This window comes from Paractinoplanes ferrugineus (assembly GCF_016862195.1).
GTDB classification, from domain to species: domain Bacteria; phylum Actinomycetota; class Actinomycetes; order Mycobacteriales; family Micromonosporaceae; genus Actinoplanes; species Actinoplanes ferrugineus.
In genome coordinates, this window is record NZ_BOMM01000039.1 from 39554 (window position 1) to 51739 (window position 12186).

Genomic DNA, 12186 nt, shown 5'->3' on the forward strand with positions numbered 1-12186 from the left:
ATGCACGATGTCGCCGTGATCGAGGACCCGGCCGCCGCCGAGGTCAGTCTGGATCCCATTCGCACCCGATTGCTCGCCGAGTTGGTCGAGCCAGGTTCGGCCACCATGCTGGCGAGCCGGGTGGGTCTGCCTCGGCAGAAGGTCAATTACCACCTGCGCACGCTCGAGCAGCACGGGCTGATCGAGCTGGTGGAGGAGCGTCGCAAGGGCAATGTCACGGAGCGGTTGTTGCGGGCGACCGCGGCGTCTTATGTGATCTCGCCGGCGGCGTTGGCGGCGGTGGCGCCGGATCCGGGCCGGGCGCCCGATCGGTTGTCGGCGCGGTGGTTGTTGGCGGTGGCGGCGCGGCTGGTGCGTGATGTCGGGTCGTTGTTGACCGGGGCGGCGCAGGCGAGGCAGCGGGTGGCGACGTTCGCGTTGGACGGGGAGGTCCGGTTCGCGTCGGCGGCGGATCGGGCGGCGTTCGCGGCGGAGTTGGCGGCGAGCGTGGCCGGTCTGGTTTCGAGGTATCACAGCGAGTCGGGGCGTAAGCATCGGTTGGTGGTGGCTGTTCACCCGGCTCTGGATTCGTTGGTGGAGGACAGATGAGCAAGGATTTCGAGTCGCGTCATGAGGCGGTGGTCGATGCTTCGGTGGAGCAGGTGTGGGAGGCGATCGCGACCGGGCCGGGGATCACTTCGTGGTTTGTGGGGCGTACTCGGATCGAGGACGGGACGGTGCTCACCGAGTTCGGGGACGGTTGGATCCCGGCTGGTTCGGTGACGGTGGCGGAGCCGCCGCGCCGGTTCGCGTTCGGTAGTGAGCCGGCGGCGGACGGTCGTTTCGTGGCGAACGAGTTCCTGGTGGCGGGCCGGGCCGGTGCGGCGACTGTGCTGAAGGTGGTGAACAGCGGTTTTCTGCCGGGTGAGGATTGGGCCGGCGAGTACGAGGCGATGCGGTTGGGGAATGCGATGTTCTTCGCGTCGCTGGTGGAGTATGTGACGCGTTTCCCGGGCCGGGTGGGTGTGCCGGTGACGGCTTTCGGGCCGCCGGTGGCGGATTGGCCGGCGGCGTGGGCGGCGTTGCGGGGCCGGCTCGGTGCGGCGGAGGTGTTCTTCGAGAACGAGCACACTTTGGGTTTGCGTACGGAGCGGGGTCTGTATCGGTATCTGCGGGGTTTCCACGGTGCGATGGTGGTCAGTCATGTGCTGTTCGAGGGTGATGCCGAGTTTCCGGTCGAGATGGGTTGAGTGAGATGTCTTCTGTCGCGACTGCTGACGGCACTGTCATCGGTTATGAGACGTCGGGGTCTGGTCCGGCGCTGATTTTCGTCGATGGGGCGATGTGTTATCGGGACAATGGGCCGGCCCGGTCGATGGCGGCCGCGTTGTCCGATCGTTTCACCGTTTATCTGTACGACCGGCGGGGTCGTGGGGCCAGTGGTGCGGGTTTGCCGTGGTCGGCGCGGGCCGAGGTGGATGATTTGGCGGCGGTGCTGGCGGTGGCCGGGGGTTCGGCCGTTGTCGTGGGGGTTTCCTCGGGTGCGGTGCTGGCCGCTGATGCGGCTGCGAGGTTGCCGGGGATCACCGGGTTGGCGCTGTATGAGCCGCCGTTCATCGTCGACGGTTCGCGGGCGCCGCGGGAGGCGTCGTTCATCGAGGACATGGAGGCGCTTCTGGCGGCGGGTGACCGGGCGGGGGCGGTGAAGAAGTTCTTGGTTCATGTGGGGGTGCCGCGGTTCGTGGTGGCGGTCATGCCGTTGATGCCGGCGTGGAAACGGCTCACGGCGGTGGCGCATACCCTGCCGTACGATTTGCGGATTCTCGGGGATACCGGGCGTGGGGTGCCGTTGGATTCGCGGCGGTGGGCCGATGTCGGGGTGCCGGTGCTGGTTCTGGACGGCGGGAAGAGCCCGGAGTACATGCGTAATGCGGCGAGGGCGTTCAGTGCGGTGTTGCCGAAGGCTGGTTATCGGACGTTGCCGGGGCAGACGCACATGGTGAAGGCGGCGGTTCTGGGGCCGGCGTGTGCGGAGTTCCTAGGGTAGGGGTCATGACGACTCCGTCGGCGCGGGCCGAGCAGCAGTATGCGGATACGACGGGTAATTTGACGGCGCGGATGGCGGTGCATGAGTTCGGCACCAATCCGCAGGACTGGTATTCGTGGTTGGCTGAGCGGTTGCCGTTGTCGGGGCGGGTGCTGGAGGTGGGTGCGGGTACCGGCCGGTTGTGGTCGACGGTGCCGCACGAGCAGGTGGATCTGACGTTGACGGATGTGTCGGCGGTGATGTGCGCGCGGTTGGCCGGCGTCGCGGGGGCGGTGGTGCGGCGTTGTGAGGCGGGGGCGTTGCCGTTCGCCGACGGCGGTTTCGACACGGTCGTCGCCAATCACATGCTTTATCACGTTGATGATCCGGCGGCGGTGCTGCGGGAGTTCGCGCGGGTGTTGCGCCCGGGTGGCCGGCTCGCGGTGGCGACGAACGGGCGGCGGCACATGGCCGAGCTCAAGGATCTGGGTACGGGGATGGGTACGCACAGCGAGGTCACGGAGGTGACCGGTCCGGCTCTGGTGGGTGCGGTTTTCGACGACGTCCGGGTGCAGGACTACCCGGATGTGTTGGAGATCCCGTCGGTGGAGCCGGTGGTCGCTTATCTGGGCAGCATGTGCGAGGTGCCGTTGACCGAGGAGCGGGTCGCTGTGGTGCGGCGGGTGGTCGGGGAGCGGATCGCCGCCGAGGGGGTGTTCCGGGTGCGTAAGCATGTCCTGCTGATCACGGCAACCCGGCGGTTGCCGTGATCAGGTCAGACGGTGACGGTTTCGCGTGTCTGCTCGCGGACCGGGCGGGTGGCCAGGGCCGCGAAGGCGAGGCCGAGGGCCGACCACATGACGGCCTGGGTGCCGAGTGAGGCGATCCGGAAGTTCCACAGCAGGTCGGCCGGGAAGGTGCCGGGCACTTCGTCGATCGTGGGCAGCAGGACGTAGCCGACGGTGACCACGACGAGGAAACCGGCGGTGGCGGCGAGGGCTTGGCGCCATTGGTCGTGCTGGGTGCGGGCGGCGACGACCGCGGCCCAGACGGCGACCAGGCCGATCACGACGATCGCCAGGTAGCTGATGGTGCGCTGGTCGATGGTGTCGGGGTTGCCGACCGCGGGTGGGTTGGGCGGGTATTTCAGGTAGGGCACGAGGACGATGCCGAGCAGGGCCGCCCCGGCGAGGCCGAGGGCGGCGCGGGTGTCGCTGGGGGTGCGCAGGCGGCGGCGCAGCACTGTGTACGCGGTGGCGAGCAGTCCGCCCATGGCCGCGCCGTACAGTGCGGTGGCGAGGAACAGGCCACCTTTTTGGCCGTCGCGGCTGACGAGTTCGTCGGCGTGGTGGCCGTCGTCGCCGGTGGCGTGGGCGTTGGCTTCCTCGATGGCGATGGCCGCGTCGACCTTGGGTTCACCGACGGTGTAGGCGAACACGCCCGCGAGGAGTCCGGCGATGAGGCCGGCGAGCAGGCCTCGGATCAGCAGGGCGCCGTAGCTTTTGGCGGGGCCGTTCAGTGGCACGGGACACCGAGCAGGTGCCGGCCGTCGTGCATGAGTTCGTGGAGGTACATTCCGCTGCGGGACACCGCGCCCTGGTCGAAGGCGACCAGGTAGGTGATGAGCAGCATCAGGGCGACCACGGCGAGGGCCGTCCAGAGCAGGCGCGGCGAGACGACAGGCGTGGTGATCGTCTGGGCTTTGGGCATGGTGCGAGAACCTCCTTGCGGGATGGCGCGTCCCGTTGTGCAGGCTGCGACGGGTGAGTGTCCTGACTCACGGGAGCGGGCTCCCGTTCACAGTGGCGCGACCGCACCGGACTTTCACCGGTTTCCCTCACGACGCCGCAGGTTGGTGCCCACAACCTAACCGGGCGGCGTCGTCGGGCACAACCGGGCTGGGCCGCTCGGGTCGCTGCTTCTCGGTAGCATCCACGGGAATCGCTGAACGGGGAGGGCGACGATGGTTCGCAGGGTGCTGGCGGCGGTGGCGGTGCCGGCCGTGCTGGTGGTGCTGCCGGCCCCGGCGGCGTGGGCGGCGAACGTGTGTCAGTCGTTGCCGGGTAAGGCGGCGGTGTTCAAGGGTGTGCCGGTCGAGGATCAGGTCTACGCGCCGAAGCGGCTGGCCCAGTTCGCCACCGGTAAGGGCATCCGGGTCGCGGTGATCGATTCCGGGGTGGACGCGGGTCATCCGCAGCTCAGCGGGCGCGTGGCGGCGGGCCGGGATTTTCTGCACGGCGATCCGGACGGCCGGCAGGACTGTGTCGGTCACGGCACGGCCGTGGCGAGTGTGATCGCTGCGCGGCCGGTCGCCGAGACCGGTTTCCAGGGGCTGGCCCCGGACGTGACGATCGTGCCGGTGCGGATCAGTGAGCAGGAGGAGGTCGAGGGCAAGGCGGTCGGTGACCGTGGTTCGCCGACCCGGTTCGCGGAGGCGATCACCTGGGCGGTCGACGTCGGCAAGGTCCAGGTGATCAATCTCTCGCTGGTCATGTCGGACGACGACGGGAAGGTGTCGGCCGCGGTGCGGCGGGCCCACGACAAGGGTGTGGTGGTGGTCGCCGCGGTGGGTAACCATGCCACGGACGGCAATCCGACCCCGTTCCCGGCCGATGACGAGGGTGTCATCGGGGTCGGCGCGATCGGTTCCGACGGGGTGCGGGCGGATTTCTCCCAGCGTGGTGACTATGTCGATCTGGTGGCGTTCGGTAAGCCGGTGACGGTCGCCGCCCGGGGTTCCGGTCATGACAATGTGCAGGGCACCAGTTTTTCCACCCCGTTCGTGTCGGCGACGGCGGCGCTGATCCTGCAGCGGTTCGGCAGGCTGTCCCCGGACGAGGTGTTGCGCCGGTTGCAGGCCACCGCCGATCCGGCGCCGGGTGGGGCGCGCAGCGACGAGTACGGGGCGGGGGTGCTCAACCCGTACCGGGCGCTGACCGAGACGTTGGGGCTGGCCGGGCATGCCCCGGCCGCGCCGGTGGTGGTGCGGGCCGTTGATCCGGTCGCCGAGGCGCGGGCGGCGCGGCGCGCGGAGTCGCATCGCGCGGCGGTGTGGTTCGCCGCGATCGGGGCGGGTGCTGTCCTGCTGATCGGTGGCGCCGCGATCGTCGTCCGGCAGGGCCGCCGGCGCGGCTGGCGCCCGGCGGCGCCGGGCCCGCGCTGACCTGTCGCCACCCGGCGGTTGCCTAGCCCAGCAGGCGTAACACCTCGGCGGTGGACTCCGTCGCGGCGGGCAGCAGCGGCAGGCGTACGGCGGGGGTGGGAATGTGGTTCTCGGCGTGCAGGACGGCCTTGACCACAGCGGGGTTGGGTTCGGCGAACAGGGCGGCCGACAGCTGGGACAGGCGGTGACCCGACCGGCGGGCCCGGGTGACGTCGCCCTGTTGCCAGGCGGTCAGCAGCGCGACGAAGTCGGCGGTGGCGAGGTGCGCGGAGGCGAGGATCGCGCCGTGCGCGCCCAGGGCCAGCAACGGGGAGATGAGCTGGTCGTCCCCGCCGAGGACGGCGAAACCCGGGGGCGGGGCGGCCAGCAGGGCCACCACGTCGGCGTCGATCGCTCCGGTGGCCAGTTTGACGCCGGCTATCCCGTCGACGGCGGCGAGGCGGGTCAGGGTCCGCACCGACAACGGCTGGGCGGTGCGGTACGGCACGTGGTAGACGATCAGCGGAACCGGGGAAACCGCGGCCAGCGCCGACAGGTGGGCGGTGACACCGTCCTCGCCGGGTCGCAGAAACGGCGGGACCAGGGTCAGCGCGGCCACCACGGCGGGCCGGCCGGCGAGGGCGCGCAGTTCGTCGGCGGTGTTGGCGCCCACGGTCAACGGGGCGCCGTGCTCGTGGCAGACCGCGGCGAGCAGGTCGACGACGCCGCGGCGCTCGTCCGGGGTCAGGGAGCCCGGCTCGCCGGTGGTGCCGAGGGCGACCAGGCCGGTCGCGCCGTCGCCCAGCACCCGGTGGGCGAGGGACTCGAGGGCGGCGAACGCCACCGCCCCGGACTCGTCGAACGGGGTGATCATCGGGAGGTGCAGGCCGGTCAGGAGCATGACCTCACGATCCGGCCATGGAGGGTTCACGTCCAGTTAGTTGTGCTGGCGGACAGTTAAGCGCTGCTTCAAGGAGCGGTCCCGGCCGCCACCCCTGGGTCCGGCCACTGTGCGCAACGTTCCCGGACTGCGCGGAACGGCGTGCGCGCCGCACTCACTTCTCGACCGCGACCAGGGAACCGGTCTCCATCGCCACCCACACCAGGCGGTCCTCGACCCATAATCCGTGCGGCTCCCGCCCGGGCAACTGGTGCAGGGTCACGTTCCCGTCGGCGGTGATCCGGGCCAGTTGGGCCGAGCCCCACAGGGTGACCCAGCATCCGCCGTCGGTGTCGGCCGCGACGGCGTGCGGCCGGCAGGCGGCGTCGGCGAAGCTGATCTTCTCCACCGAGCCGGTCGGGTCGACCCGACCGACGCAGCCGCCGGCGATGTCGGCGTACCAGATCCCCGCCGCGGAGGCGGCGACGCCGACCGGCGCGGCGGGTGCCCGGCCCCCGGGTAGTTCGACGATCCGTACCGCACCGTCGTGCACGTAGGCGAGGGCACCGGCGGCGTTGAGCGCAACCCACGGCCGGCCGGCGACGTCGACGGTGAGCATCGCCGCCCGCGCCTCGGGGACAGGCAGGTCGAGCAGGGTCACGTCGCCCGACGCGATGACCACCCGGCCGATCTGGTTGAGGCCCGGTGCGGTGAACCAGACTCCACCGTCAGGTGCGGCGGCTATGCCGTAGGGCGCTGATCCGGGTGCCAGGTCGATCACCCTGTGGTCGCCGGCGACGTCTCGTCGGCTCAGCCGATCGTCGGTGCGGGTGCACCAGAGCGCGCCGTCGGCGGCGACGGCCAGCAGCATCGGACGGCCGTCACCGCGGGGAAGACCCTCGCGCCGGAACGCGGGACCGGTCTCACCGCCGACCGAAGTCTCGGCCGGCGTGAACCGCGCGAGACCCGGGGGAGTCAGGATCGTCAGCCACAAAGCCCCGGCGGCGTCCCCGATCACGGCGTACGGAGCCCAACCGGACGGCAGGACCACCTCACGGCACAGCGGTGGCATCAGCTCTCTCCTCACTTAAGGCTACGGATGTAGCATTAGCTACATGGAGTCAGGTACGCAAGTCCCTTCCGCGTCCCCCGGCGAAACCCGGCCCGGTGGCCGAACCGCCCGCACCCGCGAACGCGTACTCGACGCCGTCGCGTCACTGCTGCTGGAAGGCGGATACGACGCCGTGACCATGGACGCCGTCGCCGCGCGCTCGGGAGTCCATCGCACCACCGTCTACCGCCGCTGGCGCGACACCGGCGGGCTCCTCGCCGACTCCCTCGACGCCGCCCGCGAACACCCGTGGGAACCGCCGGACACCGGCTCCTTGCTGGCCGACCTGGTGGCCATCAACCGCCAGATCGTCGCCGCCCTGACGGAGGAGCCATCGATCACCCGAGCACTCGTCGCGGCGTCGTTCCGCTCACCGACCGCCGCCCAGGCGCTGCGATCCTTCTGGGAGGACCGCTACGCCCGCGCTGCCGTGGCCGTCGACCGAGCCGTCCGCCGAGGTGAGGCCAGGGAGGACATCGACGCGCGACATGTGCTGATCGCTTCCAGCGCACCGATCTTCTACGAGCTCGTCCTCCTGCGCTCCCCGGTGCCGCAGGACATCGCCGAACGCTGCGCCCGAGTAGGCCTCGCCGCAGCGGCCGTCCGCTCCTAAACCCCCTCGACGGCTACACCGCACCTGCAGCGGCAGGCCACCGGCCCGCAGATGCGGAGGCCCGCCAGGTCGGCGACCGCACCCACGCCGACCTGGCCGAGCCGTTCGGCGTGCGCACGTGTCCCAGGTGTGGCTTTGTCAGCCGGTTCGGATACCGGCGAAGGTGGCGGCCACGAGTTGCTGAAGTTCGGTGAGGCGTACCAGGCGGGCGACCGCGGCGTAGACGGCGGTGCCTACGAGACCCGCGGTGCTGAGCGTGACGAGCGCCGCGCTGAGACCGGCGCCGGTCAAGGGGGTCAGCGCGTAAGCGGTGACGGCGCCGCAACTGCCGGCGATCCCGGCAGCGACGGCCACTCGCGCGTGGGTGCGCAGCAGCCGGTGGCCGTCGATGCGGCCGAGCCGGCGGCGCAGAACCGCGGCGGTCGCGATGAGGCCCACGGTGTAGGCGACCGCGTAGGCCAGCGGGATCCCGACGACGATGTCCGCGCGGGGCAGAAGCCAGGTCACGGCGAGACAGCCGGCCACACCCACGACGGTCACCGCGGTGGTGATCAGCGCGGGGGTCCTGGTGTCCTGCAGTGCGTAGAAACCGCGTTGCAGGATCATGTAGCCGGTGAACGGCACCAGGGCCACCCCGAAAGCCGCCACCACCGCGCCGAGCAACCCGATTGCTGTCGGTGAGCTACGCCCGTAGGCGAACAGCAAGGTGGCGATCTGCGGGCCGAGGACGAGCATCGCCACGGCGATCGGGGCGAGGGCCACGACGGCGAGCCGGACGGCCCGGGACAGATCCTCGGTGATCTGCCGATGATCAAGGCGGGCGGCGTGGCGACTGAGCCGGGGCAGCATCGCGGTCATCACCGACAGGGCGATCACCGCGAACGGCATCTGGAACACCGCGAACGCGTTCTGATATGCGCTGATTCCGCCCGGCCCACTGATCGACGCCGCCCGGGTGGCGGCCGCGAGCAGCACCTGGGCAGCCACGACGGACACGAGTACCCAGCCGCCGAGTCGGCCGATCCGGCGGATACCGATACCGCGGGGGTCGAGCCGGGGCCGCACCGCGAAGCCACTGCGGGCCAGCGCCCACACCACCAGGGCCATCTGGGCGAACACGCCCGCGGTGGTGCCGACCGCAAGCAGCAGCAGGTGCGCAGGTGTCATCGACGCGATGCTCGTCGCGCCACCGATCAGCAAGTAGACCAAGCCGACGGCGATCACGATCAGGCTGTTGGCCAGCGGCGCCCACATCGGGGCGGCGAACCTGCCCCGGATGTTGAGCACGGCGCCGGCGGTGGCACTGACGCCGTAGAACAGGATCTGCGGCAGGAAGAAGCGGCTGAACACGACCGCCAACTCACGCTGCTCGCCGGTGAAGCCGGGGGTGTACACCTCGACCAGCCACGGCGCCGACACCATGGCCACCACCGAAACCATGCCGAGGCCGTAGACCATCAGCGACAGCAACCGCTGGGCGTACACCACCCCGTTATCGGGTTCGGTCAGCGCCGCCCGGGCGAGCAGCGGCACCACCACGCTGGCCATCGCACCCCCGACGACAAGCTCGTAAACGGCGTTGGGCAGCGTGTTCGCCACGTTGTAGCTGTCCAACAGCCGGCCACCCAGACCCAGGGCGGAGGCCAACACCACCAGCCGTGCGAAGCCGACGGCCCGTGACGCCGATGTCGCCACCGCCATGCCGCGGCCCGCCCGACCGACCGAGGTTCCTTGCGTCATGTCGACCTTCATAGCGCATCAGCGCCTCCGGCACCGGAATCCAAGGCCGGGCCTCCCGAAGCTACGGCGAGCCGCAAGGTAGGAGATCTTGGCTGGCAGGTTGGGATGGGGCGGCCGCCCCATAGACTTCGGGGCGGCCAGTCTCGTGCCCGAGCACGGCGCCGAGCGGCGCGGATCTCGTCGGCGGCGACCTCGTCGTTGAGCAGCGCGTACAGCTGGGTGGTTTCGGTGAGGCGTGGCCCGAGTCGGCGGCGCACGGCTTCGATGGAGACGCCGGCGTTGATCAGTGCGGTGGCGTGGCTGTGGCGTAGCTGGTGGATGTCGAGGTCTACCCCGGCGGTGGTGCGGTAGCGGGTCCAGCGGTGTCGGGCGGCGTCGTAGGACAGTGGGCCGCCGTCGTCATCCCTGGCGCGTTTCCCTGCTGAGCAGCGGCACCAGGGCCGCGATGGCATAGGCCACGCCGCACAGCAGGGCCAACTGGCCCGCGCCCAGTGCGGCGGCGAGTGGTCCGGTGGCCAGCTGTGACAGTGGGATCGCGATGAACGAGAACAGATCGTCGAACGCCGACACCCGCGACAGCGCCTCCCGCGGCACCCGCGTCTGCAGGGCGGTATCCCAGGTGATGGCCGAGATCGTGAAGCCAAGGCCACCGGCGAATGCCGCCGCTGCCACGATCCACGGTTCGCCGGTGAACCCCAGCGCCAGCAGTGGCAACGCTGGCAGGACGCCGAACAACCGTCCGGTACGCAGTGGCCGTCGGAACACCAGTCGCACTGCCACGATGCTCATCAGCAGCAGCCCCGCTGCGCGGACCGACAACACCGCACCCCAGCCGAGCGGGCCACCGTTTGCGGACACCAGCATCGGGCCCAGCACGTTCCACGGGCCGACGTTGACCGCGTTGACCACCGCGAACGACACGCTGGCCAGCACCACCCAGTGCAGCGACCGGAAGATCCGCCATCCCGCCAGAAGCTCACGGCCTATCCCTGGGACTGCGACCGGCATCCGGCTGATGGCCGGCAGCCGTAGGAAGAGCACCGACGTCAGCAGATAGCTGCCCGCGTCCACGGCCAGCGCCCAGCCTCCGCCGGCTGTGGCAGTGAGCAGACCGGCCGCAGTCGGCGCGATGATACGCACGGCGTGGCCGCTGCTGGCCAGAAGCGCGTTGGCTCGCTGCAGGTCGGTCTCGGCGACGAGGTCGGGCACGATGCCGCGCAGTGCCGGTGACGCGAAGGCACTGGCAGCTCCGGCCACCAGCGAGAGCGCTGCGATCACTGGTAGGTGGTAACGGTCGGTGAACAGCATGACCGCGACGCCCCCGATGGCGGCCGCGCTGACGGTGTTGGCGGCGATCAGCAATGAACGGCGGCTCATCCGGTCGGCCAGTACCCCGCCGAGCAGCAGTAGAGCGAGCATCGGCACGACGTTGGCGGCGAGCACGATGCCCAGGTCGGTCGCCTGGCCGGATGCCTGCAACACGGCCAGCGACAACGCGACCGTGGTCATGGAACTGCCGAACATGTCGATGGTCCGGCCGGCGAAGAACCACCCGAACCGGCCGTGCAGCAGCTGCCGTACCAGGTCGGTGGAGAGATCGGTTGTCACGGCGGTCATCCTGGTCGCGTACCACCGCGGGTTTGAACTCTTGCGGCAGATGCCGCAAGGTCGGCGCATGACCTTGCTCCGTCTAGGCCCCGACGCCCTGCGTGCCAGCCGGTTCGCGCTCTCTCCGCTGGCCGAGACGCTGAGCCGGCTGATCGTGCTGCGCCGCGAGCTTGACGGCGGCCGGCCCAGCCCGCAGGCCCAGGTGTTGGCGGGGTGGCTCGACGGCGATCCGTTTGCGGCCGGTCTGCTGCGGCTGGTGTCGGCCACAAAGTTCCTGCCCGACTTCGTGGCCATCCCGCCGTCGTCGATGACGACCCGCATCGCCGACGAACTGGCACAGATGCGCGCCGTTGCCGACAGCGAGGCGAGAGCCACGATTGCTGAGTCCCGCCGGTTCGCCTGGATGACCAGCAGCATCGCCTGGGCCGACGCCGACGGGATCACCACCTGCGCCGCGGCGGTGTTCGCCCGCGGCTGGCAGTGGTTCGTCGAGCCGGACTGGCCGCGCCGGCGGGCGGTCATGGAACGCGACATCCGGCACCGGGCGGGCGTGCTCGCGGCCCACGGCTGGCGGCAGGCCATCAGCGGCATCGGCAAGATCCGGTGGGCGGGCCCGGACGCGATCCTGTTCTCCACCCAGACCCACGCGGACCTGCCCATCGGTGACCACGGGCTCGTGCTGGTGCCGCACACCGGGACCGTCGGGCAGTGGATGTGCGAGTCGCCACCCCGGTTCGCCCTGGTCTACCCCGCCCGAGGAGCCCTGGAGCAACTGCACCTCGCTGAGGAAGGCGTCGCCCGGCTCATCGGGCAAGGCCGGGCACGCATCCTCGCCACGCTGGAGGATCCGACCACACCGTCACAGCTCGCGGTGATGCTCGGGGTGTCGCTCGGCACCGTGTCGGGACACCTCGCGACGCTGCGCGATGCCGGGGCGGTCTTCGGGAGGCGCAGCGGCCGGGCGGTGTACTACGAGCGCACGTCGCTGGGCGATGCCCTGGCCGGCCGACTACTCCATCAGCAAGAGGCTGTCCACCCGACTCCGGGTGGCTCCTGATTCGGCCACCCCGGGGTCGGCGGACGGAAG

Annotated in this window: 14 protein-coding genes and 1 riboswitch; of the genes, 7 read left to right on the forward strand and 7 right to left on the reverse strand. The window is 70.6% G+C overall.

Annotated elements, in window-relative coordinates; genetic code table 11:
• The first annotated feature begins 15 nt into the window (after window positions 1-15).
• Genes Afe05nite_RS21470 through Afe05nite_RS21485 form a run of 4 tightly spaced genes read left to right on the forward strand, consistent with a single transcriptional unit; the run spans window position 16 to window position 2775 of the window.
• Window positions 16-588 (forward strand): ArsR/SmtB family transcription factor, encoded by a 573-nt coding sequence (locus Afe05nite_RS21470; RefSeq protein WP_239118050.1) that lies wholly within the window; start codon window positions 16-18, stop codon window positions 586-588.
• Window positions 585-1229, forward strand: a complete 645-nt coding sequence (locus Afe05nite_RS21475; protein WP_203818951.1) for an SRPBCC family protein — start codon at window positions 585-587, stop codon at window positions 1227-1229. The genes Afe05nite_RS21470 and Afe05nite_RS21475 overlap by 4 nt, the downstream gene beginning before the upstream one ends.
• A 5-nt stretch (window positions 1230-1234) precedes the next feature.
• Complete coding sequence (locus Afe05nite_RS21480; protein ID WP_203818952.1) at window positions 1235-2026, forward strand: alpha/beta fold hydrolase; 792 nt, start codon at window positions 1235-1237, stop codon at window positions 2024-2026.
• A 5-nt stretch (window positions 2027-2031) separates the two neighbouring features.
• Window positions 2032-2775 carry a class I SAM-dependent methyltransferase gene (locus tag Afe05nite_RS21485; RefSeq protein WP_239118051.1) on the forward strand — a complete coding sequence of 248 codons (744 nt, stop codon included), beginning with the start codon at window positions 2032-2034 and terminating at the stop codon, window positions 2773-2775.
• A gap of 5 nt (window positions 2776-2780) precedes the next feature.
• Here the strand turns inward: Afe05nite_RS21485 and Afe05nite_RS21490 are convergent, their stop codons facing one another.
• Both Afe05nite_RS21490 and Afe05nite_RS21495 read right to left on the reverse strand, forming a co-directional pair.
• Window positions 2781-3530, reverse strand: coding sequence for a CbtA family protein (locus tag Afe05nite_RS21490; protein ID WP_203818953.1), 750 nt, complete (start codon window positions 3528-3530; stop codon window positions 2781-2783).
• Window positions 3521-3715 carry a CbtB domain-containing protein gene (locus Afe05nite_RS21495; protein ID WP_203818954.1) on the reverse strand — a complete coding sequence of 65 codons (195 nt, stop codon included), beginning with the start codon at window positions 3713-3715 and terminating at the stop codon, window positions 3521-3523. Before Afe05nite_RS21495 ends, Afe05nite_RS21490 begins: the two co-directional genes overlap by 10 nt.
• Window positions 3716-3750: 35 nt before the next feature.
• Window positions 3751-3895, reverse strand: a riboswitch (cobalamin riboswitch).
• 73 nt (window positions 3896-3968) lie between these two features.
• Here Afe05nite_RS21495 and mycP point away from each other — a divergent pair.
• Complete coding sequence (gene mycP, locus Afe05nite_RS21500; RefSeq protein WP_203818955.1) at window positions 3969-5168, forward strand: type VII secretion-associated serine protease mycosin; 1200 nt, start codon at window positions 3969-3971, stop codon at window positions 5166-5168.
• Between the two features lie 22 nt (window positions 5169-5190).
• Here the strand turns inward: mycP and Afe05nite_RS21505 are convergent, their stop codons facing one another.
• On the reverse strand, window positions 5191-6048 hold the full coding sequence (locus Afe05nite_RS21505) for a dihydrodipicolinate synthase family protein (protein ID WP_203818956.1): 858 nt from the start codon (window positions 6046-6048) through the stop codon (window positions 5191-5193).
• A 154-nt stretch (window positions 6049-6202) separates the two neighbouring features.
• A complete protein-coding gene (locus tag Afe05nite_RS21510) occupies window positions 6203-7099 on the reverse strand; it encodes a Vgb family protein (RefSeq protein WP_203818957.1) in 897 nt (298 codons plus the stop codon).
• Window positions 7100-7142: 43 nt separating this feature from the next.
• Between Afe05nite_RS21510 and Afe05nite_RS21515 the strand changes: the two genes are divergently transcribed.
• A complete protein-coding gene (locus Afe05nite_RS21515; protein WP_203818958.1) occupies window positions 7143-7751 on the forward strand; it encodes a TetR/AcrR family transcriptional regulator in 609 nt (202 codons plus the stop codon).
• Window positions 7752-7889: 138 nt separating this feature from the next.
• On the opposite strand, the gene murJ is transcribed toward Afe05nite_RS21515, so the two are convergent.
• Genes murJ through Afe05nite_RS21530 form a run of 3 tightly spaced genes read right to left on the reverse strand, consistent with a single transcriptional unit; the run spans window position 7890 to window position 11099 of the window.
• Window positions 7890-9452, reverse strand: a complete 1563-nt coding sequence (gene murJ / locus Afe05nite_RS21520) for a murein biosynthesis integral membrane protein MurJ (protein ID WP_203819079.1) — start codon at window positions 9450-9452, stop codon at window positions 7890-7892.
• 47 nt (window positions 9453-9499) lie between these two features.
• Window positions 9500-9943: a tyrosine-type recombinase/integrase gene (locus tag Afe05nite_RS21525; RefSeq protein WP_239118052.1), complete on the reverse strand. Its 444-nt coding sequence runs from the start codon at window positions 9941-9943 to the stop codon at window positions 9500-9502.
• Window positions 9891-11099, reverse strand: a complete 1209-nt coding sequence (locus Afe05nite_RS21530; RefSeq protein WP_239118053.1) for an MFS transporter — start codon at window positions 11097-11099, stop codon at window positions 9891-9893. The genes Afe05nite_RS21525 and Afe05nite_RS21530 overlap by 53 nt, the downstream gene beginning before the upstream one ends.
• Window positions 11100-11166: 67 nt before the next feature.
• Here Afe05nite_RS21530 and Afe05nite_RS21535 point away from each other — a divergent pair, with 67 nt between their 5' ends.
• Entirely contained in the window at window positions 11167-12156 is a 990-nt protein-coding gene (locus Afe05nite_RS21535) for an ArsR/SmtB family transcription factor (protein WP_203818960.1), read from the forward strand.
• Window positions 12157-12186 lie beyond the last annotated feature (30 nt).

What these genes read in the sequence shown, in the direction of transcription:
- Afe05nite_RS21475 (WP_203818951.1), top strand. Translation starts at nt 585, where the DNA reads ATGAGCAAGGATTTCGAGTCGCGTCATGAGGCGGTGGTCGATGCTTCG.
- Afe05nite_RS21480 (WP_203818952.1), top strand. Translation starts at nt 1,235, where the DNA reads ATGTCTTCTGTCGCGACTGCTGACGGCACTGTCATCGGTTATGAGACG.
- Afe05nite_RS21485 (WP_239118051.1), top strand. Translation starts at nt 2,032, where the DNA reads ATGACGACTCCGTCGGCGCGGGCCGAGCAGCAGTATGCGGATACGACG.
- Afe05nite_RS21495 (WP_203818954.1), bottom strand. Translation starts at nt 3,715, where the DNA reads ATGCCCAAAGCCCAGACGATCACCACGCCTGTCGTCTCGCCGCGCCTG.
- mycP (WP_203818955.1), top strand. Translation starts at nt 3,969, where the DNA reads ATGGTTCGCAGGGTGCTGGCGGCGGTGGCGGTGCCGGCCGTGCTGGTG.
- Afe05nite_RS21505 (WP_203818956.1), bottom strand. Translation starts at nt 6,048, where the DNA reads ATGCTCCTGACCGGCCTGCACCTCCCGATGATCACCCCGTTCGACGAG.
- Afe05nite_RS21510 (WP_203818957.1), bottom strand. Translation starts at nt 7,099, where the DNA reads ATGCCACCGCTGTGCCGTGAGGTGGTCCTGCCGTCCGGTTGGGCTCCG.
- Afe05nite_RS21515 (WP_203818958.1), top strand. Translation starts at nt 7,143, where the DNA reads ATGGAGTCAGGTACGCAAGTCCCTTCCGCGTCCCCCGGCGAAACCCGG.
- murJ (WP_203819079.1), bottom strand. Translation starts at nt 9,452, where the DNA reads ATGGCGGTGGCGACATCGGCGTCACGGGCCGTCGGCTTCGCACGGCTG.
- Afe05nite_RS21525 (WP_239118052.1), bottom strand. Translation starts at nt 9,943, where the DNA reads ATGCCATCGCGGCCCTGGTGCCGCTGCTCAGCAGGGAAACGCGCCAGG.
- Afe05nite_RS21535 (WP_203818960.1), top strand. Translation starts at nt 11,167, where the DNA reads ATGACCTTGCTCCGTCTAGGCCCCGACGCCCTGCGTGCCAGCCGGTTC.